The 20,013-nt window shown below is 35.0% G+C and carries 20 protein-coding genes; 10 read left to right on the forward strand and 10 right to left on the reverse strand.

What is annotated here, in order from left to right; translation table 11 throughout:
* Positions 1 to 107: 107 nt before the first annotated feature.
* On the reverse strand, positions 108 to 1,523 hold the full coding sequence (locus ACYQ0O_RS07735; protein ID WP_459891858.1) for an ISAs1 family transposase: 1,416 nt from the start codon (positions 1,521 to 1,523) through the stop codon (positions 108 to 110).
* A 317-nt stretch (positions 1,524 to 1,840) separates the two neighbouring features.
* Between ACYQ0O_RS07735 and ACYQ0O_RS07740 the strand changes: the two genes are divergently transcribed.
* On the forward strand, positions 1,841 to 3,112 hold the full coding sequence (locus ACYQ0O_RS07740) for a multiheme c-type cytochrome (RefSeq protein ID WP_459891859.1): 1,272 nt from the start codon (positions 1,841 to 1,843) through the stop codon (positions 3,110 to 3,112).
* A 314-nt stretch (positions 3,113 to 3,426) separates the two neighbouring features.
* Here the strand turns inward: ACYQ0O_RS07740 and ACYQ0O_RS07745 are convergent, their stop codons facing one another.
* A complete protein-coding gene (locus tag ACYQ0O_RS07745; RefSeq protein WP_459891860.1) occupies positions 3,427 to 4,698 on the reverse strand; it encodes a radical SAM protein in 1,272 nt (423 codons plus the stop codon).
* Positions 4,699 to 4,827: 129 nt separating this feature from the next.
* Here ACYQ0O_RS07745 and ACYQ0O_RS07750 point away from each other — a divergent pair, with 129 nt between their 5' ends.
* The gene (locus tag ACYQ0O_RS07750; RefSeq protein WP_459891861.1) at positions 4,828 to 5,622 is read left to right on the forward strand and encodes an undecaprenyl-diphosphate phosphatase; all 795 of its coding nucleotides are present in this window, start codon (positions 4,828 to 4,830) and stop codon (positions 5,620 to 5,622) included.
* The gene (locus tag ACYQ0O_RS07755) at positions 5,619 to 6,284 is read left to right on the forward strand and encodes a septal ring lytic transglycosylase RlpA family protein (RefSeq protein ID WP_459891862.1); all 666 of its coding nucleotides are present in this window, start codon (positions 5,619 to 5,621) and stop codon (positions 6,282 to 6,284) included. Before ACYQ0O_RS07750 ends, ACYQ0O_RS07755 begins: the two co-directional genes overlap by 4 nt.
* A gap of 6 nt (positions 6,285 to 6,290) precedes the next feature.
* Here ACYQ0O_RS07755 and radA read toward each other — a convergent pair whose 3' ends face one another.
* The 5 genes from radA to ACYQ0O_RS07780 are packed head-to-tail and all read right to left on the reverse strand — an operon-like array spanning position 6,291 to position 9,980.
* Positions 6,291 to 7,652 carry a DNA repair protein RadA gene (radA, locus tag ACYQ0O_RS07760; RefSeq protein WP_459891863.1) on the reverse strand — a complete coding sequence of 454 codons (1,362 nt, stop codon included), beginning with the start codon at positions 7,650 to 7,652 and terminating at the stop codon, positions 6,291 to 6,293.
* Positions 7,653 to 7,654: 2 nt separating this feature from the next.
* Positions 7,655 to 8,458 (reverse strand): DUF3426 domain-containing protein, encoded by an 804-nt coding sequence (locus ACYQ0O_RS07765; RefSeq protein ID WP_459891864.1) that lies wholly within the window; start codon positions 8,456 to 8,458, stop codon positions 7,655 to 7,657.
* A 27-nt stretch (positions 8,459 to 8,485) separates the two neighbouring features.
* Positions 8,486 to 9,013 (reverse strand): hypoxanthine phosphoribosyltransferase, encoded by a 528-nt coding sequence (gene hpt / locus ACYQ0O_RS07770; RefSeq protein ID WP_459891865.1) that lies wholly within the window; start codon positions 9,011 to 9,013, stop codon positions 8,486 to 8,488.
* A gap of 28 nt (positions 9,014 to 9,041) precedes the next feature.
* A complete protein-coding gene (locus ACYQ0O_RS07775) occupies positions 9,042 to 9,509 on the reverse strand; it encodes an N-acetyltransferase (RefSeq protein ID WP_459891866.1) in 468 nt (155 codons plus the stop codon).
* Positions 9,510 to 9,512: 3 nt separating this feature from the next.
* Positions 9,513 to 9,980: a TlpA family protein disulfide reductase gene (locus tag ACYQ0O_RS07780; protein WP_459891867.1), complete on the reverse strand. Its 468-nt coding sequence runs from the start codon at positions 9,978 to 9,980 to the stop codon at positions 9,513 to 9,515.
* Between the two features lie 26 nt (positions 9,981 to 10,006).
* Between ACYQ0O_RS07780 and ACYQ0O_RS07785 the strand changes: the two genes are divergently transcribed.
* Genes ACYQ0O_RS07785 through rpiB form a run of 6 tightly spaced genes read left to right on the forward strand, consistent with a single transcriptional unit; the run spans position 10,007 to position 15,022 of the window.
* A complete protein-coding gene (locus ACYQ0O_RS07785) occupies positions 10,007 to 11,002 on the forward strand; it encodes a sigma-70 family RNA polymerase sigma factor (RefSeq protein ID WP_459891868.1) in 996 nt (331 codons plus the stop codon).
* A complete protein-coding gene (locus tag ACYQ0O_RS07790) occupies positions 10,992 to 11,747 on the forward strand; it encodes an HD domain-containing protein (RefSeq protein WP_459891869.1) in 756 nt (251 codons plus the stop codon). The genes ACYQ0O_RS07785 and ACYQ0O_RS07790 overlap by 11 nt, the downstream gene beginning before the upstream one ends.
* Positions 11,726 to 13,396 (forward strand): tetratricopeptide repeat protein, encoded by a 1,671-nt coding sequence (locus ACYQ0O_RS07795; protein ID WP_459891870.1) that lies wholly within the window; start codon positions 11,726 to 11,728, stop codon positions 13,394 to 13,396. The genes ACYQ0O_RS07790 and ACYQ0O_RS07795 overlap by 22 nt, the downstream gene beginning before the upstream one ends.
* A 32-nt stretch (positions 13,397 to 13,428) precedes the next feature.
* Entirely contained in the window at positions 13,429 to 14,181 is a 753-nt protein-coding gene (locus ACYQ0O_RS07800) for a hypothetical protein (protein WP_459891871.1), read from the forward strand.
* A 14-nt stretch (positions 14,182 to 14,195) separates the two neighbouring features.
* Positions 14,196 to 14,531, forward strand: a complete 336-nt coding sequence (locus tag ACYQ0O_RS07805) for a hypothetical protein (protein ID WP_459891872.1) — start codon at positions 14,196 to 14,198, stop codon at positions 14,529 to 14,531.
* A gap of 56 nt (positions 14,532 to 14,587) precedes the next feature.
* A complete protein-coding gene (gene rpiB / locus ACYQ0O_RS07810; protein ID WP_459891873.1) occupies positions 14,588 to 15,022 on the forward strand; it encodes a ribose 5-phosphate isomerase B in 435 nt (144 codons plus the stop codon).
* Here rpiB and map read toward each other — a convergent pair.
* Positions 15,017 to 15,898: a type I methionyl aminopeptidase gene (map, locus tag ACYQ0O_RS07815; protein WP_459891874.1), complete on the reverse strand. Its 882-nt coding sequence runs from the start codon at positions 15,896 to 15,898 to the stop codon at positions 15,017 to 15,019. The genes rpiB and map overlap by 6 nt on opposite strands.
* Before the next feature lie 57 nt (positions 15,899 to 15,955).
* On the opposite strand from map, the gene ACYQ0O_RS07820 reads away from it, so the two are divergent.
* Complete coding sequence (locus ACYQ0O_RS07820; protein ID WP_459891875.1) at positions 15,956 to 16,645, forward strand: PHP domain-containing protein; 690 nt, start codon at positions 15,956 to 15,958, stop codon at positions 16,643 to 16,645.
* Positions 16,646 to 16,712: 67 nt separating this feature from the next.
* Here ACYQ0O_RS07820 and ACYQ0O_RS07825 read toward each other — a convergent pair whose 3' ends face one another.
* Together ACYQ0O_RS07825 and ACYQ0O_RS07830 are read right to left on the reverse strand one after the other, a co-directional pair.
* A complete protein-coding gene (locus tag ACYQ0O_RS07825; RefSeq protein ID WP_459891876.1) occupies positions 16,713 to 17,705 on the reverse strand; it encodes a DUF4384 domain-containing protein in 993 nt (330 codons plus the stop codon).
* Positions 17,706 to 17,732: 27 nt separating this feature from the next.
* The gene (locus ACYQ0O_RS07830) at positions 17,733 to 19,574 is read right to left on the reverse strand and encodes a tetratricopeptide repeat protein (RefSeq protein ID WP_459891877.1); all 1,842 of its coding nucleotides are present in this window, start codon (positions 19,572 to 19,574) and stop codon (positions 17,733 to 17,735) included.
* Positions 19,575 to 20,013 lie beyond the last annotated feature (439 nt).

The following is a 20,013-nucleotide window of genomic DNA, read 5'->3' on the forward strand; positions in this document are numbered from 1 at the left end:
ACTAATCTGAGCAGGGAAATAGCTATGTTTCGTATAGAGGCCATTACATGGGGGCCATTACCCTTGCGGATCCGGCATCGGTCCTCATCAAAGGTAACATCTCTTACTCAATGAAGACTATTTTCAATCTTCCAGTGACTACGTACTATATTGAGAATATCGGCAGGTTTTGCTTCTTCTGGAGACAAGGAGGTTATTCCATAGGCTACTTCCTTTGTTCTTTTCCCTGTCTTTATTGTTTCTCTAATGCGTTCTATACAAAAAACTTGCCCTACATGTGGAAAATCAAGATAATCATTATCCGCTTTCTTTTTTTCCACTATAAACCGGGCTGTCTCTTTTTGTGTATGCATAGCATCAGCACTAACAATGGTTCCTTCTATAGGAAGAGGTTCAAGAAGTTCTCTGAGTTTGGGAATCTCATTGGTCTTTTCATCTACATCTACCTGGCCTATTACCACTGCCTCATGTTGGACAATTGCAGATAAAAGATAAGTGGGCTTTTTCCCATCATCATAACTCCTACGAAGCTTCTTGCCGTCAACAGAAATTATTTTATTTGAATCATCTGTATGCCTTAACAACCATTCACCAACCTTAGTATCTATCTCCAGAGGGTCTATCTTCTGCAAAACCCTACGAATGGTCGGCTCAGAAGGAGGCCCCTTGCGCCTTGCCCCCAACCTGCGAAGTAAATCAGGACTTGCCGATAATGCCCACTCATAAATGGCAGAAAAACTCCTTGCTCCAGACAAAGCAGCACAAATCGCTATTGCCAATATGGTCTCTACCCTATGCCTTATCCCACGTCGCTTTCTTGGATCAGAAATACTCCGAAGAAGTTCTATTAGCCCGCCTTCACCTTCTAATGGCAAACGATTAACATCTAACATGGCTCCAAACTCCTGGTTCCTGATAATATCCAAAGGAAGACTTAGTCCGCTCAAAATATCTCTAGCCCCCTTTTGCAAAGGAAAAACAAATATGTATTTTGGACGATTATTCTTCCAATAACGACTGTTATTCTTGGAATAACCACGGGTTACTCCAAGCCTTTTCCATCCAGCAGCCTTGTAACATGTACCATCAAAACGACTACAATCTACAAATGTCTCTGCCAATACAACCTTGTGACCATGATAACGTAACCAATCCTCCCCAAGACGCTTCGTATTCATAGCAAGGATATGAGATGCCAAATTAGGTAGGTGCCAACCTGGTAAAATTAAAAACCGAGTATTATTTGCTATGAACTTCAGCCTTTGGTATTTCAAGGAAGGGTCCCAACCGATCCACCTATCCCTTGCTGCACACTTCAAAGCCGCTGATCCCCATCCCAATAGTGCAACCCACTCACCTTCACAGGTCACAACATAATAAAGAGATTCCCCAACTATATGCTTAAAACCAAGATAATGATACCGGTCCATCAATGACTGCCATCTCGACATCTCTTCCTTACGTATTATACGAATTGCTAAAGGCAGCCTTGAAACTTTTATCTTTCCATGTTTCAATAACATAAAAAAATTTCAGTCAGGTAAAAAAGGACAGCAAAAAATTATAATGTTGATATTTTTATATGATTGACGACTTTGACGTAGCCCTGCCTTAACTAGTTGTATAATATTGATTTTAAAACAGGAAAAGGAAGGAATATTGTGAAAATAATGACCATTTTTAGCCCAGGTTTATCATTTTGATAAACCTGGGCTAGATAATATGTAACGACAAATCTAATAAAAATTTTATCTTGAATAATACTCTCTTAAGCGCTACCTTCAACATGTGAATTTTTTTTAATCAATACTATTAATCGTCTAAACAAGGATGTATGGACATGGATAGCTACAAAGTAGATTTTAAAAAATTTTTCATAATGGGACTTTTTGTAATGACATTGCTCTTTTTCTTAGACACAGGGTCTAGTTTCGCAATACCCTCTCCATGTGAAAAGTGCCACTTAAAAGTAACCCCAGGTATAGTTAAAGATTTTAACAGAGGAAAGATGTCAAAATTTTTGAGGTGTAGTTCCTGTCACGGAAAAGCCCATAATAACGCCCAAAATGCCGATAAGGCAGAGTTGCCCACCATAACTACATGTAAAAAATGTCATAATAAGCAGGTAACACAATATATGAGCGGGAAACACACATTGGGACTTGTTGCTATAACTGCTTTTCCTGGGTTTATGCATCTGCAGCCCAAGGCCTTTATTGCTGGGCAAAAGGGGTGCAATGGATGTCATAACCTGGGAATTACAGACAAGCATGTAAGAAACAACAAACTCAGAAAATATTATAAATATGGGATGGACTGTCAGAGTTGTCATACTCGCCATGCCTTTTCTGTGAAAGAGGCAAAAAGGCCTGAAGCATGCAATAGCTGTCATACTGGGTTTGACCATGCCCAATGGGAGTTCTGGTACCATTCAAAACATGGATCTGCATATCTCATGGACAGAAAGCTCCATAGGGGACCAACCTGTCAAGATTGTCACATGCCAGGAGGAAACCATAAGGTTATAACTGCCTGGGGATTTTTGGGACTCAGAGTACCTGAACAAGACAAGGAGTGGTGGAATTATAGGGTGACTATTTTAAAGGCACTGGGAGTGTTAAATGACAAGGGTAAACCCACTGAGAGGTTTAAATTGGTCAAAGCAGCTAATCTGGCAAGACTTACCAAGGATGCTTGGGATAAAGAGAGAAAGCAGGATATTGCCACATGCAAGAGGTGTCATTCAGAGAACTTTGTAAAAGAAAACTTAAAAAATGCAGACCTTATGCTAAAGGCAGCAGACAAACTGTTTGCTGAAGCAATAGAGGTAGTAGCAGATTTGTATAGACAAGGGGTCATCAAGAAAAAACAAAAACAGTTTACCTGGCCCTATCCTGACCTCTTAAATTTTTATGAAGTAAATACAAAAATTGAAGAGGTACTCTATGAGATGTTTATGGACCACAGGATGAAGACCTTTCAAGCTGCCTTTCATATTAATCCTGATTTTACCACATGGTATGGTTATGCAAAGATGAAAAAGGACCTTGTGGAGATAAAGGAATTGGCAGCACAGATGAAAAAGGGATTAGCAAAAGCAAATATGAAATAGGAGCACAATTTGTTATGTGGCATTGATTTCCCCCCCCTCAAACTGGGCCCTTTTCCGGGCTCAGTTTGAGGGTAATTGAAGGCTATTTTAAATCATTGTTCTATATCTCTCATCAAAGCTTGAGGTATGGGAGTCGAAGTCTCAAGCTTTGATGTGTCTGTGTATATGATCTGTGTCTGTGGTCTGTAACTTTCTCATACACACACATACACTTTCACACACACATACACCCACTATTCACCTGCTCCATAACCCAATCAATAAGCGGAGCTAAAGAAATAGGCAGATAAACAAATTTTCTATTTTAAACTTCATTAAAATCTCTGAATTATATATAAACACATTGGCAAAAAGCTCTGTCTTTTTAATTCCATAACCTTTTTTAAAAGGGCCATTTTATCATTGTTTTTTAATGGAGATAAATAGATGGTACCTTTGTAATAGGGTTTTTTGACACTATCTCTAATCAAATGTATCAAGGATTCAAAATGTTCCCTGGAAAAAGAAAGATCCAAAATAAAGTTCGCTGTTACCTCTATATTTAGATAGTTTTTATTAATATAAACCATCTTTTCAAAACTTTGTTTAACAGATAAAGAATCTATGGGTTTACCTAATATATTTAAAGTCTTATCATCTACTGATTCTAGACCAATATTTATATATACCTTTGTATCTGAAATTGTATTTAAATATTCAAAGACAAAATCTTTTGTATTTAAAAAAGAATGAACGCTAGCAAATATAAATATGGATTTATCTCTTACATAAGACGAGTCAAGACAAAGTATTTCCCTTGCATTCTCAATTGCAAATTTTATTGTTTCAAAGGAACAATTTAGTGAATCGTGAAGACCTAAATATATACTGGAATAGTTCTTTATATCGTCTTTATAAAATTCTTTTAAACTTATTATCTGCTCCAGTATATCCTTTTTTGATCTTTCTGAAAATTTGTCCTTTGATTTTACCCTACAAAATTTACAGTGGTATAGACATCCATCTGATATAATTATTGGTATCACATCATAATCAACATGCCTTGTATCTGGTGGAAGTACGCTTATGTGTGTCTTATAAATACCTTGTAGCTGAGCAGCTCTTTTTTCAAGATATCTCTCATCTATATATCTAATTTTTTCTATTCTTGTCCTCATATTAGAGGGAATTTCATATATAGAAATTTTTCTCAAATTTCCCATTGTTTTTTTCCATAGGGACTTGCCCATATCTATAACTTTTTTTATATCCTTTTTCCACAAATTATTTGAAGGATACATAAAACATGGGACATAGTATTCACCTGTTGCATCATAGATTCCTCCATAATATTCCCCAGATGAATAATATATAAAATCATTGGTTTTGGTCCTTTTGATAAACTCATTTGGATGGGGCCAATTGGGAGTCAGCCCGTGTATAAACTTTATCTCTCCATTTAAATCAAAAAACAACCTGGCTTCTCTGGTCTCAACCAAGGTAAAAAGGCCAACTTTTATAGGATAAGAGACTTTTCTATAATATTTATCACCCAAAAAAGGAGTGGTTACCTTTAGTTTGTCACACTCAAATGTATAGATATTCATGTTTTTTCCAGCTTGTTATCTTCGGAGATACTTGTACAAAAAAAACACATCCTATTCAAGCAGCATGTCCATGAGTAGGATCTAATTATTTTGTTGACTTATGAAAAATTATTTAATTATAAATTCCACATGGATATTATGTTGAAAGCTACAATCATGGGTATTGTTGAAGGATTAACTGAATTTTTGCCAATCTCCTCCACTGGACACCTAATTATTGTAGGTGATCTCCTAAATTTCACAGGTGAAAAGGCAAAAATATTTGAAGTTGTAATACAACTAGGGGCAATTTTATCAGTTGTGTGTATCTACTGGGAAAGATTTTATGGTTTAATTAAGCCCAGTAATAAAAAATTTAGTGGAATTTATGGGTTATATCTTTTATTTTTAACATCACTACCTGCTTCAATACTAGGTCTTTTGTTTGAAAGGAGAATAAAAGAATACCTATTTTATCCAAAAAGCGTAGCCATGGCCCTCTTTGTTGGTGGTATCTTGATTTTTATTGTGGAAGGTCTAAAAAAGAAGCAAAAATTTATTTCTTTAGATGAGATCACCCCATATCTGGCTTTGGGCATAGGATTTTTTCAGTGTTTTGCCCTTTGGCCTGGATTTTCCCGGTCCGCAGCAACAATTATGGGAGCAATGATCTTGGGAGCAAGCAGGAAACTAGCAGCTGAATACTCTTTTATTGCAGCAGTACCTATTATGGTTGCAGCAACATCCCTTGAAATGGTGAAAAATTATAGCTTGTTTTCTTTAAATGACTTAGTTGTGCTCTCAATGGGCTTTGTAGTATCTTTTATCTCTGCATACATAGCTGTTAAGGGATTTATTCACCTCTTATCCAAAATCACCTTAAGACCATTTGGGGTATATAGGGTCATATTGGCAGTTTTGGTACTGATGTTTATGAAATCATGAAAAGGTACGGCTTAATTTTTTTATTCTTATCCTATTGTTATATCCAATCTTGTAGTGTTGTAACTATCCCTTATAGGGTCACCAAAACAGCAATAAAGACCACCTACAGAGTTACAAAATTTACTGTAAAGACAACCATATTTGCAGGCAAAGTTGTCTATAAGGTTGGGAAATTTACTTATGTTGTGGCAAAGGCACCATTTAACCTTCCATTGACCCATCCAGAGATAGAGGCAATTGACGGACTTCCACCTAAAATAGCCATTAAGGAAAGAAAAGTAAAAAATTCTCCATATATAGTCTTTGGAAAGAGGTATGTCCCTTTCTCAGTTGATGAGGCAAAAAATTACAGGGAAGTGGGATATGCTTCATGGTATGGATATGAAACCTTGAGACAAAAGGGTGGGCACATGACTGCAAATGGTGAATTATTTGACCCACACCAATTAACAGCTGCACATAAACTCTTACCCTTACCATGGTATGTAAAAGTGACTAATCTTGAGAATGGTAGGTCTATTATAGTAAGGGTAAATGATCGGGGACCGTTTGTTAAAGGAAGGATAATTGATTTAACAATTGAAGGGGCAAAACGACTGGGATTTTACAAAAAAGGAATAGCCAAGGTCCTTGTTGAATCAATTGTGGTAAAACAAGGATAAAGATACCTAGTGGGAATTTCGAGAAAATTGGAATTTTGTTAGTTCATTTATGTTTGTGAGGGGATTTATTTTTTCTTCAGAAAATTCAGCTACATATTTTGATTTTGGGCATATTATGGGAAAAAAATTAAGGGTAATTGCCTGTAACACTCTTTTGTCCTCACCAAAAGAGGGCCTTATAAAACCATTTAGATCAACTTCACCCCAAAAAACAGCCCTATCAGGAACAGGAACATCAAAATAGGATGAAATGAGGGCAGAACAGATCCCTAGATCCAAAGCTGGGTCTGATATCTTTATCCCTGCACTTATCTTTACATAGACATCTCTTTCATTAAACTTAAGAGATAACCTTTTCTCCAAAATGGCAAGTAGCAAATATAGTCTATTTAGATCAATTCCTAGAGCAGTGCGTCTTGGATTTTGTGAAAAGGATTTTGTAACAAGTGCCTGAATTTCAATAACCAGTGGTCTCTTACCTTCCATTGCCATAACGAGGGAGCTGCCAGGGGAAGATGGGTCCCTTGAAGTCAAAAAAAATGTAGAAGGGTCTTTTACAATTTTTAATCCACCTGTACCCATCTCTAACACAAGGATATTGTTACTTGGCCCAAATCTGTTTTTTGTAATTTTGATAATCCTAAATGAACTCAGTCTATCACCTTCCATGTATAAAACCACATCTACCATGTGTTCCAATAGCTTTGGACCTGCTATTTGCCCATCTTTTGTTATGTGGCTCACAATTAAGAGCACTATTTCCCTTTTCTTTGCCTCTTCATATAACTTAGAGGCAACTTCCTTTATCTGGGATACTCCACCCATAATACCAGGTGCTTCACTGGACTTTAGGGTTTGAATGGAATCTATGACAATAAAATCTGGGACATCTTTATGTCTTATAATTGATATTACAGGGGATACATCCTGGGTACAGAGAAGTTTAAATCTATCGTCGCAAACACCCAGCCTTTCAGCACGGAGTTTTAGTTGATAAATGGACTCTTCCCCAGAGACATAAAGCCCTTTGAGGCCAGATTTTAAAAAGCCAGATAGAAGTTGCATAAGAAATGTGGATTTTCCAACCCCTGGTTCCCCTGCAAGCAAAATCACACTACCTGCCACCATCCCCATACCCAAAAATTGATCAAATATGCGAGAGCCAGAGGTCAAAGATTTTATACTCTCTTCTGAAATTTCTTTTAAGGAGATTGGAGTGATTTTTGACTCATGAAGATTTAAATCTTCTTTAAAGGAAATATCTTCTACTTCTTTAATTGTTCCCCAGAGACCACATTTAGAGCACTGACCCTGCCATTTTACAAACCTGGCACCACAAGAAGAACAAATATAACCTTTTTTTTTCATTTTTACTTTTGTTCCACGTCCAGTGCCTGAACTACCTCAAGACCATATTCAGACACATTTTCTGGTGGATTATAGAACAAGATCATAAAATCTACACCCATACCAGGTTGGAGATTGGTATTTTTCATGAGCACGCCTACTTTTGAATTTAGCTCCTTTTCTAGGTGTTTCTTGGTCCACGACTGAAGTTGAAATAGGGATAGCTTATTTCCACAGAGAATGGTCTTTTTGGCAATTTCCTCTCCTTTACTGTCATATAGTGTTGCACGAATTTTTATAAGTTCCTTTGGTTTTTTAAATTTATTTACTGCCCTCCCCTGTATTACCAGTATCTTTCCAACTTTTTCATTATCTACAAAATACTGTTTTACATCTTCCAGATCAATCTTTTTCACAGATTCTACTGAAGTGGCATTGGTTGAAACCTGTTTTAACTCCTTCTTTGGGGAAAGAAATGGAAGCTTTTTAGATATTACTGGAAAAAAATACCATATGAATCCTGCCAACAAACCTATTACCACAACAGCTATAACAATCTTTCTAATTTTCTTTATACCCCCTATTCCATTTATATTAGATTTTTCCAATGAGAATTTCTCTTTAAGTGGTTCTTGTTTATCTTTTATTTCTTTTGTTTGTATGGATTCTTCTTTGTGCTTTTCCCCTTCTTCTTGTATAAGCTTACTTTCTGGATAAAAAATAAATATGTGTTCACACTTGGAGCACTTTAACTTTGTTCCCTCGGGATTTAACAACTCGTCCTTGACCTTATACTTTGTGTTACACTTGGGACACGATATAATCATGATCTGCTCCAAATCCTTTTAGACCTATTAGTCAGTTATTAGTTCATAAATGCATTTTAGATTTCTGTATTTTTCAGCACAATCAAGACCATAACCAACTAAAAAACCCCTTTCTATCTTAAAACCATAAAAATCAATATCAACTTCCATTTTTCTCCTTTCCACCTTATGGATAAGGGAACATATTTTAACACTAAGTGGCCCTCTGGCCTCAAGTACTTTTTTTAAATATGCTATGGTTGCGCCAGTATCAACAATGTCTTCAATAATTAATACATGCCTATTTTTTACAGATAGTTCCATATCTTTAGTAAACAAGACCTTCTCATCAGGGGAGGTCCCATCTCTATAGCTAGATAACCTCACAAAATCCACTTCCACGTCCAGGTCCATCTCTCTAATCAAATCTGAAAAAAATAAGACTGCTCCCTTTAGGACACATAGACAGATAAGGGGAGTAGATATGTCTCTGTAAATCCTGGAAATCTCCTCTCCAAGTTCTACTATCCTTTTTTTTATTCTCCTTTCTTCTACAACTGGTTTTAATCTATCCATTTAAGTTAAAACCTCCTGAAAAAATTGTTTACAGGTTGATTATCATGGCAATCTCATCGCAATTGTTTGGATATTTAGGACAATTAAAACAATCCACCCAGATCTTTTCATGAAGCTTTTTTTTATCCACTTCTTCAAAACCCAATTTTGCAAAAAATGACTCTTCATAGGTTAAGACAAAAACCCTATAAATACCTAAAGTCAAGGCCTCACTGAGACAAGCCTCAACTATCCTTTTTCCCCATCCATTTTTCTGGATTTCACTGTGCACTGCAACAGACCTGACTTCTGCAAGGTCTCTCCATATTATGGCCAGGGCTCCACACCCATACACCTTACCCTCTTGATTCACCACCACAAAAAAATCACGCACATTTGAATACAAATTGCTAAGGGACCTGGGAAGGAGTTTCCCCTGGTTTCCAAAGTCCAAGAGGAGATTGTATATCCCCTCTACATCGTGAATTATGGCCTTTCTTAAAATTAATTTATCCATATATTATTTTGAAATAAGCTCATCAATTATTTTTTTCAATTGACCATATTCCACATACCCTGAAAACTGCTTAGCAACCCTTCCATCCCTGTCATAAACTATGGTTGCTGGAATACCAAATACATTAAACATCATACTTATACTGGGATCAGAAGCCAAATAACATGGGTAATTTATTTTGTATTTGATTAAAAAATCAGAAAAATTCCCTTTACTGGAATCAAAAGAAACACCTAAAATTTCTAATTTATCAGAGTTATATTCCTTCCTCAAGTTAGTCAGCTCTTTTGTCTCTTTTTGACAATATGGACACCAGGATGCCCAGAAATTTACCACCAAAACCTTTCCCTTTGAATTTGCTATAATTGAAAAGAGATTATTAGAGTTGACCTCCACCACTGAGTTGGAATATGCTGAGGAGCAAGTTATGAAAAAAAAGATCAAACCAACACAAAATTTTTTAAAAATCATATAATATCTCCCAATGTGTGAGGATTATGACAAAAGCAATTAACGATAACCCAAGAGAAAAAGACAATCAAGCTTCAACTGGTGTAGACCCTGAAATTTTGACCTCTACAAAAAACAACCTGGACCCCACTTTACCCATACCATCAGCACCAAAAACACCTGCCATTCAAGACCCTGTAGCCAGGTATATCAGGGAAGTGATGAAATATCCAACACTCACTCCTGAGGAGGAACTGGAACTGGCCAGGAGGGTAAAGTATAAAAGGGACAAAGAAGCTGCTTTAAAACTGGTCACATCCCACTTAAGGCTAGTTGTAAAAATAGCAATGGAATTCCAAAGAAGGTGGATGCAGAACTTGTTTGAGCTCATACAGGAAGGTAATGTCGGTCTTTTAAAGGCAGTTGAGAAGTTTGATCCAGAAAAAGGAATTAAATTTTCCTATTACGCAGCCTTTTGGATAAAGGCATATATACTTAAATTTATCATGGACAACTGGAGACTTGTTAAGATTGGTACCACTCAAAATCAGAGAAAACTCTTCTACAACTTAAATAAAGAACGCCAGGAACTCCAGAAACTAGGGGTAAATCCAGATGCTGAAACCCTGTCAGAAAGGCTGGACGTAGATGAAAAAGAAGTGATAGAGATGGCCCAGAGGATGGCACATCAAGATCTATCATTGGATACTCCTTTTGGTAGTGAAGACTCAAACACAACCCATTTGGATATGGTTCCAGCATTAGAAGCTAGTATTGAAGAACACCTTGCAAAAAGGGAAATATCTCAGCAGTTAAAAGAAAAAATAAAAGAAATAGAGCCAAAATTAAATGACAAGGAAAAAGATATCCTTTATTTGAGATTACTCACATCTAACCCCTTGACCTTGAGGGAAATAGGTGAGAAATATGGGATCACAAGAGAGAGGGTGAGACAGATAGAAAATAGGCTGCTTCAAAAGCTAAGGGACCATTTTTCATCATCTATAAAAGATTTTTCAAAAGATTGGATTCATGAAGAATAAAATATTTGATACAGTAAAGGAAGAAACAAAGGCATATGCCTCTAAATTTAATTTAAGCTTCTATGATCACTTTGCAGCTGAAATATCTTATGCAAGACAACTTTTTTTTGATCACCCCTTAATCCTTAGATGTTCAGAAGATGTACTCCCTTTTTTGTATGATGATTTTGGGCATGGGGTTGAACATTCCAAAAAAGTTGCAATAGAAGCAGGGGCCTTGGTACTAATAGAGTGCTTTCACAGTGATACTATACAGTGCAGATATTTGGTGCTCCTTGCAGAGATGTGTGGTCTTATGCACGATATATGCAGGTTAGAACCTGACCACGCAACTGAAGGAGCACATTTAGCCCTGAAAATAATACAGGATTTCCCCTTATCAGACGAAGATAAAGAGGCCATTTTTTATGCAATAAAAAATCATGAGGCCTTTAAAGAGATAGATCCTCCACCAAATTCAAATGCCAAATTACTTGGAGATGTTTTATATGACGCTGACAAGTTCAGGTGGGGGCCAGATAATTTTACCACCACCTTATGGGAAATTTGTGACTACCAGGAATGGCCAATAGATAAGATAATAGAAAGATTTCCCAAGGGCATTGAAATTATTAAATCCATATCAAATACCTTTAGGACAGCTACAGGCCAGATTTATGGCCCAGAGTTTATTGAGGCAGGAGTTAAAATTGGAAACTTTGTATACCAAAAGTTGATAAGATTATGGAAAGAAGAAAAAAACTAGTTATTTTTATTTTAGTTGTGTTTTTGGCAGGATGTGGACTTAAAAGACACACATTTAATTACAAACCCACACCCATTGATATTGACGCATTATCTACCTACTATTATTTAAGATTCTTGGATTTTGCCAAACAAAAAAAATACAAAGAGGCACAGCAGTCCCTGAAAAAAGCCCTTAATTATAAAGCAGATCCTGAATTTTACATTGAATACGCACGTCTTCTAATATCCCAAAAAAAAATTAAAGAGGCAGAAGATATCTTAAAAGCTGGGTTACAAAAAAATCCAGGAAATAAAGAGTTGGTGTTTTTTTTATCAGACATATACATGTATCAGAAAGAACACTACAATGCATACTCTCTGTTAAAAATATACATAAAAGAACATCCAAATGACTATATTGCCAGGGAGAAGATTGCGGATATTCTATTTCAGGAAAAAAAATTTAACACTGCAATAAAATACCTATTGGAAATTCCCCAAGAAAAGAGAAGTTACAAAACCCATTTTATTTTAGGAAAATGCTACTTAAAAATAAATGACAGAAAAAAAGCAATATACCACTTTAAAAAGGCGACAAAATTGAATCCTAATTTTTTAAGGGGATGGGTTGAGCTGGCTTATTTATATGAACTTGAAAATGATTTAGTCTCAGCAGAAAAGATATATTCAAAACTCATATCCCAGGGATTTACTAACAAAGAATTGCTGCTAAGGTTAATTGAAATAGATATTAATCTTGGAAACATACACAAGGCATTTTCCATTGCACAGGATTATATATCTGATCCTAAGGATTTAATAGATGCAATAGGACTTTTTTTAAAGGAAAATCTATACGATCAAGCAGAGGAACTCCTTAAAACAATTGAGAACTTTAAAGACGAATACCCTAGAATTTCATATTACTATGCTCTAATAAAACTAAAAAAATATAAAGATGCTGAGAGTGCCCTTAAGTCAATTGACGAAATCCCCACAGATAGTGACATTTATTTAAATGCACTGGATCTAAAAATAAAAATATTGATAAATGAGAAAAAATATAATGCTGCAGAGAAAATTTTAGAAGAACAAGTAAAAAAACATCCAAATAATAAAAAACTACGAATTTTTTTAAGTGATTTATATGTGTTAAATAAAAAGTACAATGAGGCAAAAAGAATAATTGAAGAATCTCTAAAGCAAAATCCAGATGATTTAAACCTTCTATTTCAATTGGGTACAATCTATTACAAATTAAATAACATAGAGAGTTCTTTGTCCATCATGGAGAAGATACTAAAAATAGACCCAAATCATGCCTCAGCCTTAAATTTCATAGGTTATACACTGGTTGAAAAAGGGACAGATTTAAAAAGGGGGTATGAGCTAATAAAAAAGGCCCTTTTACTCGAGCCAAACAATGGATATTTCTTGGATTCCATGGCATGGTATTATTACAAAATAAAAGATTACCGGAAAGCGTGGGAATATATAAAAAAGGCCGTTCAAAATACAAAAATGGACCCCACAATATGGGAACACTACGGAGATATTGCCCTTAAATTAAAAAATTTTAAGGAAGCGAAAAAAGGTTATAAAAATTCCTTATTAAATGAGCCTGAAGACCCCTTAAAAATTAAGAAAAAATTGAATGCCCTTAAATAAAAAACACTATTACACCTTCCTGTATTAATAATATGGATTTTTTTAAAAAATCATTTATCCTCTTGTTATTTTTCTCTTTAAGCTCTGGTTGTGCAACATTTAAAAAAGATCACACCAAACCATCACCTGATGAACTCCTAAATAGATATAGGCTATCTGGGGAACAGGATAGATGTCAGGCATACAATATCCAGGGAATAATATATTATTTTTCCAAACATCAAAATTTCAGAGGGAGATTTTATCTAAAGGGAAATACTAGTTTTCCATGGATTATGGAAATAAAATCCCCATTTGGAACCCTATTGTCCATGATTGAAATAAAAAAAGACATAGTAAAGGTCTTTTCTATTAAAGAAAATAAAGTGTATATTTTAAAAAAACCCAGTGAAATATTTACTATTTTTGGAGTTAATGCCAATATACCTCCTGGGTTTTTATTAAAAGTATTGACTGGGGAGTGGAAAACATTTATCTCAAAACCAAAAAAAATTGAGGAAGTCAAAAACGGGGTCAAATACTATTTTAATGACCAGTTAGTCAAAGAGATGGAACTAGCCTATGACTTAAACAAAATCCTTATAAAAGGATGTGCAGGAGGGAGAATCGAAATTTTTAATAATTCAAAGGTGGTATTAAAAGACACCAATCTTGGGGAGCTAGTTTTTAAAATCAGGAAAAAAAATTGTTTTAAGGATAAGTTTAAATTAAAGGAACTGAACCTAAAAACACCGTTGAATGTTACCAAAGAGGTTATATTAAAGGGCAACACAACCCAAAACTAAAAAAGGAGTGAAATATGTCAAAAGAAAATGCATGTGCCAGCACCATGAAACCATCCTTGTTACAAACAATTCCCTTGAGTATTAAGGCAATTATCAGTGAAGTCCATTTTAACATTATAAAAGGTCTTAGAAAATGGGAAATAAAGGATTTGAAAAAAAGGCTGGATAGGGAATACCTTAATCTGGGAAAACTATATTATAATCTCAAGGAAGATGATGAAAATCAGCAAGAACAAATAGAGGTTGCCAAAAAGCAAATCGAATTCTTGGAGAGTGAAATAAGCTCACTTGAAAAGCAAATAGAGAACTTAAGGGATGAAATTATAAAAAAAAGGACTGAAGACCTCTAACACAAAGGGACTCCCCGACAAAATCGGGGAGCCAATTTTAAAGTACAGGGGAAAATATGGAAAAGAAAATCGTTATGGGATCGGATCATGCAGGTTATCCCTTAAAAGAAAATTTAAAAATTTTTTTACAGGGCAAAGGTTATGAGGTAATAGATGTTGGGTGTGATAAGGAGAACTCTTGTGATTACCCTGAATTTGCCTTTAAGTTATGTAAAAAGGTTGTGGAAGATTCTATCCTGGGAATCCTTATCTGTGGGACAGGGATTGGGATGTCAATTAGTGCAAATAGGGTAAAGGGAATTCGTGCTGCACTTTGTTTCAATGAATACATGGCAAAAATGAGCAGAAGGCACAATAACGCCAATGTCCTCTGCCTTGGGGCCAGGGTCATTGGAGAGGATCTGGCCCTAAGTATTGTGGAGGCGTTTTTGCAGGAAGAGTTTGAAGGAGGAAGGCACCTGAGACGGATTAATCAAATAGACTCCTTATAGATCATAAGGGGTCAAACTCTCATAACCAGTCTCTGTCACCAACACAGTCTGTTCAAACTGGGCAGAGAGGGATCCATCTCTGGTCACAGCCGTCCAGTTATCTGGAAGTATAACTAAGTCCCTTTTTCCTAGATTTATCATGGGTTCAACAGTAAAAACCATTCCAGGTACAAGCACTATTCCATGACCTTTTTTTCCATAATGGGGGATCTGAGGTGGTTCATGGAACTGGAATCCAACTCCATGACCCACCATTTCTCTTACCACTGAACATCCCTGTTCTTTTTCTGCATACTGCTGTATAGCCCATCCAATATCTCCAACTGTATTTCCAGGCCTTACCTGTGAAAGTCCCCTTTTTAAAGATTCCCTTGCAACATTTACAATTTTTTTTGCATCTTCTGAGACCTTTCCCACAAAAAAGGTCTTGTTGGCATCTGCATAATACCCATTTAATTTAGTGGTCACATCAACATTTACAATATCACTTTCTTCTAACACCCTGTCTCCAGGAATACCATGACAAATTACCTCATTTACAGAAACACATACGCTTTTTGGAAATCCATTATAATTAAGTGGGGCTGGTATCCCTCCATGGGCTATGGTAAATTCATGTACCAGTGTATTTATATAATCAGTGGTAATTCCAGGGCGTATCTTTGTTTCCACCATATCCAAAGTCTTTACAACTAACTCCCCTGCCCTCTTAATACCTAAAATATCTTTTTTTTCTTTCAGCCTGATCTTGTACTTTCTAAAATATAACTCCTTTAAGGTATTAAAGGACTGTTTAGATTTATCCTTTTTCATACAACACTTTTTGTATTTTAAACCACTGCCACATGGGCAGGGATCATTTCTACCTATTTTCATAACTTGCACTCCACAAATAAATAATTTAAATAGTTACTTTAAACAAAAGGAGGATGTGTGATAATTGACCTGCATCTCCACACAACCAGATATTCCCCCTGCTCTCATCTAAGCCCCCAAGAGGCATGTGCTTTAGCCATAGAAAGAGGCTTTGACGCAATTGTTATAACAGAACACCAGATACAATGGAATGAAAATGAAATCAAGGAGCTTCAAGACCAATTTCCCCAGATAAAGTTATATGCTGGACTGGAAGTCACCTTGCAAGAGGGGATTGACCTTGTAATCATTACAAAAAACAGAGGAATAAAAGTAGACTTTATGATTTCCTTTAATGAGCTACTTAATATCCCAGAAATTGACTTTTCAAAAAGCTTTATATTTGTTGCCCACCTCTTTAGATGGTCAAATGACTTAAGTATTGATGAAGAAAAAATATTTTCAAAAATACATGGTATAGAGCTAAACTCCATCAATATATTGATTAGTGGCTTTGATAAATTGAAAAATGGGCAATATAAACCATATAACCTTGATCTGTATAATGACGTAAAGAATAGATGGGACTTAATCGCTGTTTATAACACAGACAGTCACTCTTCCCTTTGTGTCGGGACCATTGGAAATCAAATATCTTGCAGCAAAATCCCTGGAGACGAAGAAGAACTTGCCCATGTTTTAAAAACAAAAAAAATTGAACAGTTCCAGAATACAAAAGTGTTGTCCAACTTTATGAAGAGATTTTGATTTTTTTAAAGAAATAGTTTTTCAGTAGACTATTCTTAAGGAGAAGTTATCTGTTTTTTGTGAATAATTATTGTGTTTTTCTACAACTTTCACCCACCAGATATGGGAGGTCTTTTATTGCTATATCTTTGTTATTTGCAACTAAGTGATATAAATCCTTTATTGTGCGTGCCTTGTTTCCAATTATTATCTGGTTATCTGGAATGGGAAATCCTTCTTCCTTTAAAGGGTGCTTACTAACTATAATTCTAAAGCTTTCATAAGCTGGATCAATATTGGGATATGCTGCCATTACAAGGGAGAGATTATGAATCTTTGGTGGTGGAAAGGTAATTTCACCTACAGGTAATGCCATTTCTTTAAATATGGAATTTGGCAATATCCTAACAACACTTCCATCAGCAGCTATATTAAAAATATACACATACATACCAGGCTGGGTATTGATCTTTATGTATGCTTTTTCTCCAGGTGAAAAACAGGCCTTATTTAAAGAGGCATCTAAAAAAATAGTTTTAGTTCCAATTTTTTCCATTTTGTTGTCTCTTAAATTACCTAATACCTGGGTGAGTAATATTGCATTTTGTAAAGGGACCTGTATGGAAAAATTTCTTGAAGTCAATATTTCAAAATTTTTTAGATTTATTCCCTTTAACACCATCTCTACTTTAACCATAGTTTTACATGGCTCAAGATAATAACTTCCCATAATAAGTACATCTACATTAAGATTATTTAGATCATCTCCAGATTTTTTTGTATCCTCAAATGATGTTATATCTTCCATTAAAATCCCCAGTTCCTTTCTGGATACTACCTTAATTCCTTCAAGGTTTAGAGCTGTGGAAACTTTGTCCCTCCACAAATTTCCATATGCAGTAATATTAAAACTTTTTGCATCATATATATAAGTTATAGCCACCCGTTGATTGAATCTTAGTTTGCTTTTTAAATCTTTTGCAAAATCGCTGGCAGGACCTCCAAAGGCCACAATGGTAAATGTGGTTATAGATATAAAAGTTGCAAGAGCTAGATGGGGATATAAAAATAATTTCCTCACACATACCTCCCTATAAAGTCGCCTTTTTTATTCCACTGGAAATACAGGTATATCCCTTTTTCCCCATACCTCTGGAGACTGAGAAGGATCAGATGATACTTTCCTAATCCATTTTTTTAGGGGCATAATTAATTCATCAATCTCCACATAACCATCATCATTTTGATCTATGTTTGTAAGGCCTGATGTTGCCATTTGATATAGGGCTGAGATAAATGCAGAGGATTCTCCTTCCTTCTCTTTTACACTGGTTTTCCCGGGTTTTGTGCCAAATAATAGAGCCATGTCCTTGGGACCAGTTTCTTTTCTTATCAATACTGCAGGCTTCCACGCCAAGGGAACCCTGCATGCATCAATCATGGCAAGTTTTAATCCCCTGGCAAGGGATATCTTTTTACTTAATTCTCTTATGGATAGACCAGTCTCTTTAAGGTCTTCTTCAGAATCCACAGATGCATCCTTGGGAAGAAGGTAGAATTCTCCTTTAGTGTCAGTTATACCGTGACCTGAGTAATAAACAAAAACAAGGGCATCTTTTTTGGTTATATTGGAAAAGAAATTTCTGGCTCTATGTTTGATCCTCCCAAGTGAAGAATTCTCTAATATCATGATATTTTCATCTGGAACGCCTAAAAAACATGTGGCTAATTTTAAAAGGATTTGTTTATCGTGTTTAACAAATGTGAGTTCAGGTAATTCAGAGTAATTTGATATCAAAATAGCGAATAAATATCTATTTGGATAAGGCTTTACACAGTGATGTTTTGAAACTGGTGTAGAAACCCTTTTTATTCCATTTCCAACTGGAGTTTTTATTTTCAATATATCTTTGGAAAGGTTTAAATATTCTGGGGAAACAGATGTGTATCTTGAAGCAAAGAGATATTCTTCAGCATAAAAATAGGTGGGAAATATCTGTTTATTAAAGTAAAGGGATGATAAGTAGTTTCCCCTTTTTTGTAACAGAGTTGGAGCAGACTTTAAGGCAAGTTGGATTTGTCTTCTTGCTTCTTCTATCTGATTTGCTTTTGATAATACAAAACCATAGTCCAAACGATAAAAAGGATTTGTTGGATTCTGATAAACTAATGCCCTGAAATCTGTTAGGGCCTTTTCCCATTTGTTCAAATAACCAAATACTATCCCCCGATTTAAATAGGCAATGGTCATTTTGGGATCAATATTAATGGCAGATGTATAATCTTTAATGGCTAAATTATAGAGTCCTTTTTTGCTAAAACCAAAGCCCCTATTACAATAGGCCCCAGCATGATAAGGGTTTAATTTTATAGTATTTGAATAGTCTTTTATGGCAAGATCATATTCTCCTTTTTCTCCATATGCAAAACCACGCCAAAAATAGGCTCGCTCGTATCCTGGATCTTTTTTGAGCACAAATGAAAAATCCCTAATTGCTAAATCATATAATCTCTCATTAACATATGCAAATCCTCTATTATAATAGGCATCTTTGTTATTGGGATTTAACTTTATAGCTTTAGTATAATCTTTTATAGCAAGATCATATTCTTTTTTTTCCCCATAGGCCCATCCCCTATTATAATAGGCTGGAGCATAATTTGGATTTAGTATTATAGATCTTGAATAATCTTTTATAGCAAGATCATATTGTTTTTTATATCCATATGCAAGTCCCCTCTTAAAATATGCATAATAATCATAGGGATATAAATTAATTGCCTTAGTACAGGCAGAAATGGCCAGATTATATCTAGCCCTATTATTGTAATCATAACACAATTTTACATATTCTTTTGCTTTATTTTCATTACTAATTGAATATGCCTGTAATATTGAACAATTGATAAATAAACTTATGTTTAATATAAAAACAAAAATATATATCATCTTAATTTTCCATTTAAATTTAATAGCATACGAAAATTATTAACTATTATTTTTTAAACCATTTCATTATTTTTTTCAATAACTAAATTTACAAAAAAAGTATAGTCTGTTTCACTATTTTCCATTAAATTTTAACCGAACAAAATACCCAATTGTAGCTAGTAATATATAACATCTTCTTAAGATAAGTTGTTTTTTTGGGATAGTTACTATTTTATTCAGTAAAAAAATCAGTTTTCAATCACAGACTTGAACTATTCACACAATTCCTTTAATTTTGATTCGTTCAATTGTTATCTTTTTATGATATTATTTTCAGAGTGAGTCAGTAAAAGTCTATTGGTTCAATGGTATCAGCTGTCTAACACAATTTAAATAAATTAACCAAAGTTTGAATAAACTTGGATTAAAAAGAGAGAAATAGTCTTTTAACACCATT

The organism is Desulfothermus okinawensis JCM 13304, assembly GCF_054654515.1.

What these genes read in the sequence shown, in the direction of transcription:
- ACYQ0O_RS07735 (WP_459891858.1), bottom strand. Translation starts at nt 1,523, where the DNA reads ATGTTATTGAAACATGGAAAGATAAAAGTTTCAAGGCTGCCTTTAGCA.
- ACYQ0O_RS07750 (WP_459891861.1), top strand. Translation starts at nt 4,828, where the DNA reads ATGGATATTATGTTGAAAGCTACAATCATGGGTATTGTTGAAGGATTA.
- ACYQ0O_RS07775 (WP_459891866.1), bottom strand. Translation starts at nt 9,509, where the DNA reads ATGGATAAATTAATTTTAAGAAAGGCCATAATTCACGATGTAGAGGGG.
- ACYQ0O_RS07745 (WP_459891860.1), bottom strand. Translation starts at nt 4,698, where the DNA reads ATGAATATCTATACATTTGAGTGTGACAAACTAAAGGTAACCACTCCT.
- ACYQ0O_RS07755 (WP_459891862.1), top strand. Translation starts at nt 5,619, where the DNA reads ATGAAAAGGTACGGCTTAATTTTTTTATTCTTATCCTATTGTTATATC.
- ACYQ0O_RS07800 (WP_459891871.1), top strand. Translation starts at nt 13,429, where the DNA reads ATGGATTTTTTTAAAAAATCATTTATCCTCTTGTTATTTTTCTCTTTA.
- radA (WP_459891863.1), bottom strand. Translation starts at nt 7,652, where the DNA reads ATGAAAAAAAAAGGTTATATTTGTTCTTCTTGTGGTGCCAGGTTTGTA.
- ACYQ0O_RS07790 (WP_459891869.1), top strand. Translation starts at nt 10,992, where the DNA reads ATGAAGAATAAAATATTTGATACAGTAAAGGAAGAAACAAAGGCATAT.
- ACYQ0O_RS07830 (WP_459891877.1), bottom strand. Translation starts at nt 19,574, where the DNA reads ATGATATATATTTTTGTTTTTATATTAAACATAAGTTTATTTATCAAT.
- ACYQ0O_RS07780 (WP_459891867.1), bottom strand. Translation starts at nt 9,980, where the DNA reads ATGATTTTTAAAAAATTTTGTGTTGGTTTGATCTTTTTTTTCATAACT.
- ACYQ0O_RS07805 (WP_459891872.1), top strand. Translation starts at nt 14,196, where the DNA reads ATGTCAAAAGAAAATGCATGTGCCAGCACCATGAAACCATCCTTGTTA.
- ACYQ0O_RS07740 (WP_459891859.1), top strand. Translation starts at nt 1,841, where the DNA reads ATGGATAGCTACAAAGTAGATTTTAAAAAATTTTTCATAATGGGACTT.
- rpiB (WP_459891873.1), top strand. Translation starts at nt 14,588, where the DNA reads ATGGAAAAGAAAATCGTTATGGGATCGGATCATGCAGGTTATCCCTTA.
- hpt (WP_459891865.1), bottom strand. Translation starts at nt 9,013, where the DNA reads ATGGATAGATTAAAACCAGTTGTAGAAGAAAGGAGAATAAAAAAAAGG.
- map (WP_459891874.1), bottom strand. Translation starts at nt 15,898, where the DNA reads ATGAAAATAGGTAGAAATGATCCCTGCCCATGTGGCAGTGGTTTAAAA.
- ACYQ0O_RS07795 (WP_459891870.1), top strand. Translation starts at nt 11,726, where the DNA reads ATGGAAAGAAGAAAAAAACTAGTTATTTTTATTTTAGTTGTGTTTTTG.
- ACYQ0O_RS07785 (WP_459891868.1), top strand. Translation starts at nt 10,007, where the DNA reads ATGACAAAAGCAATTAACGATAACCCAAGAGAAAAAGACAATCAAGCT.
- ACYQ0O_RS07765 (WP_459891864.1), bottom strand. Translation starts at nt 8,458, where the DNA reads ATGATTATATCGTGTCCCAAGTGTAACACAAAGTATAAGGTCAAGGAC.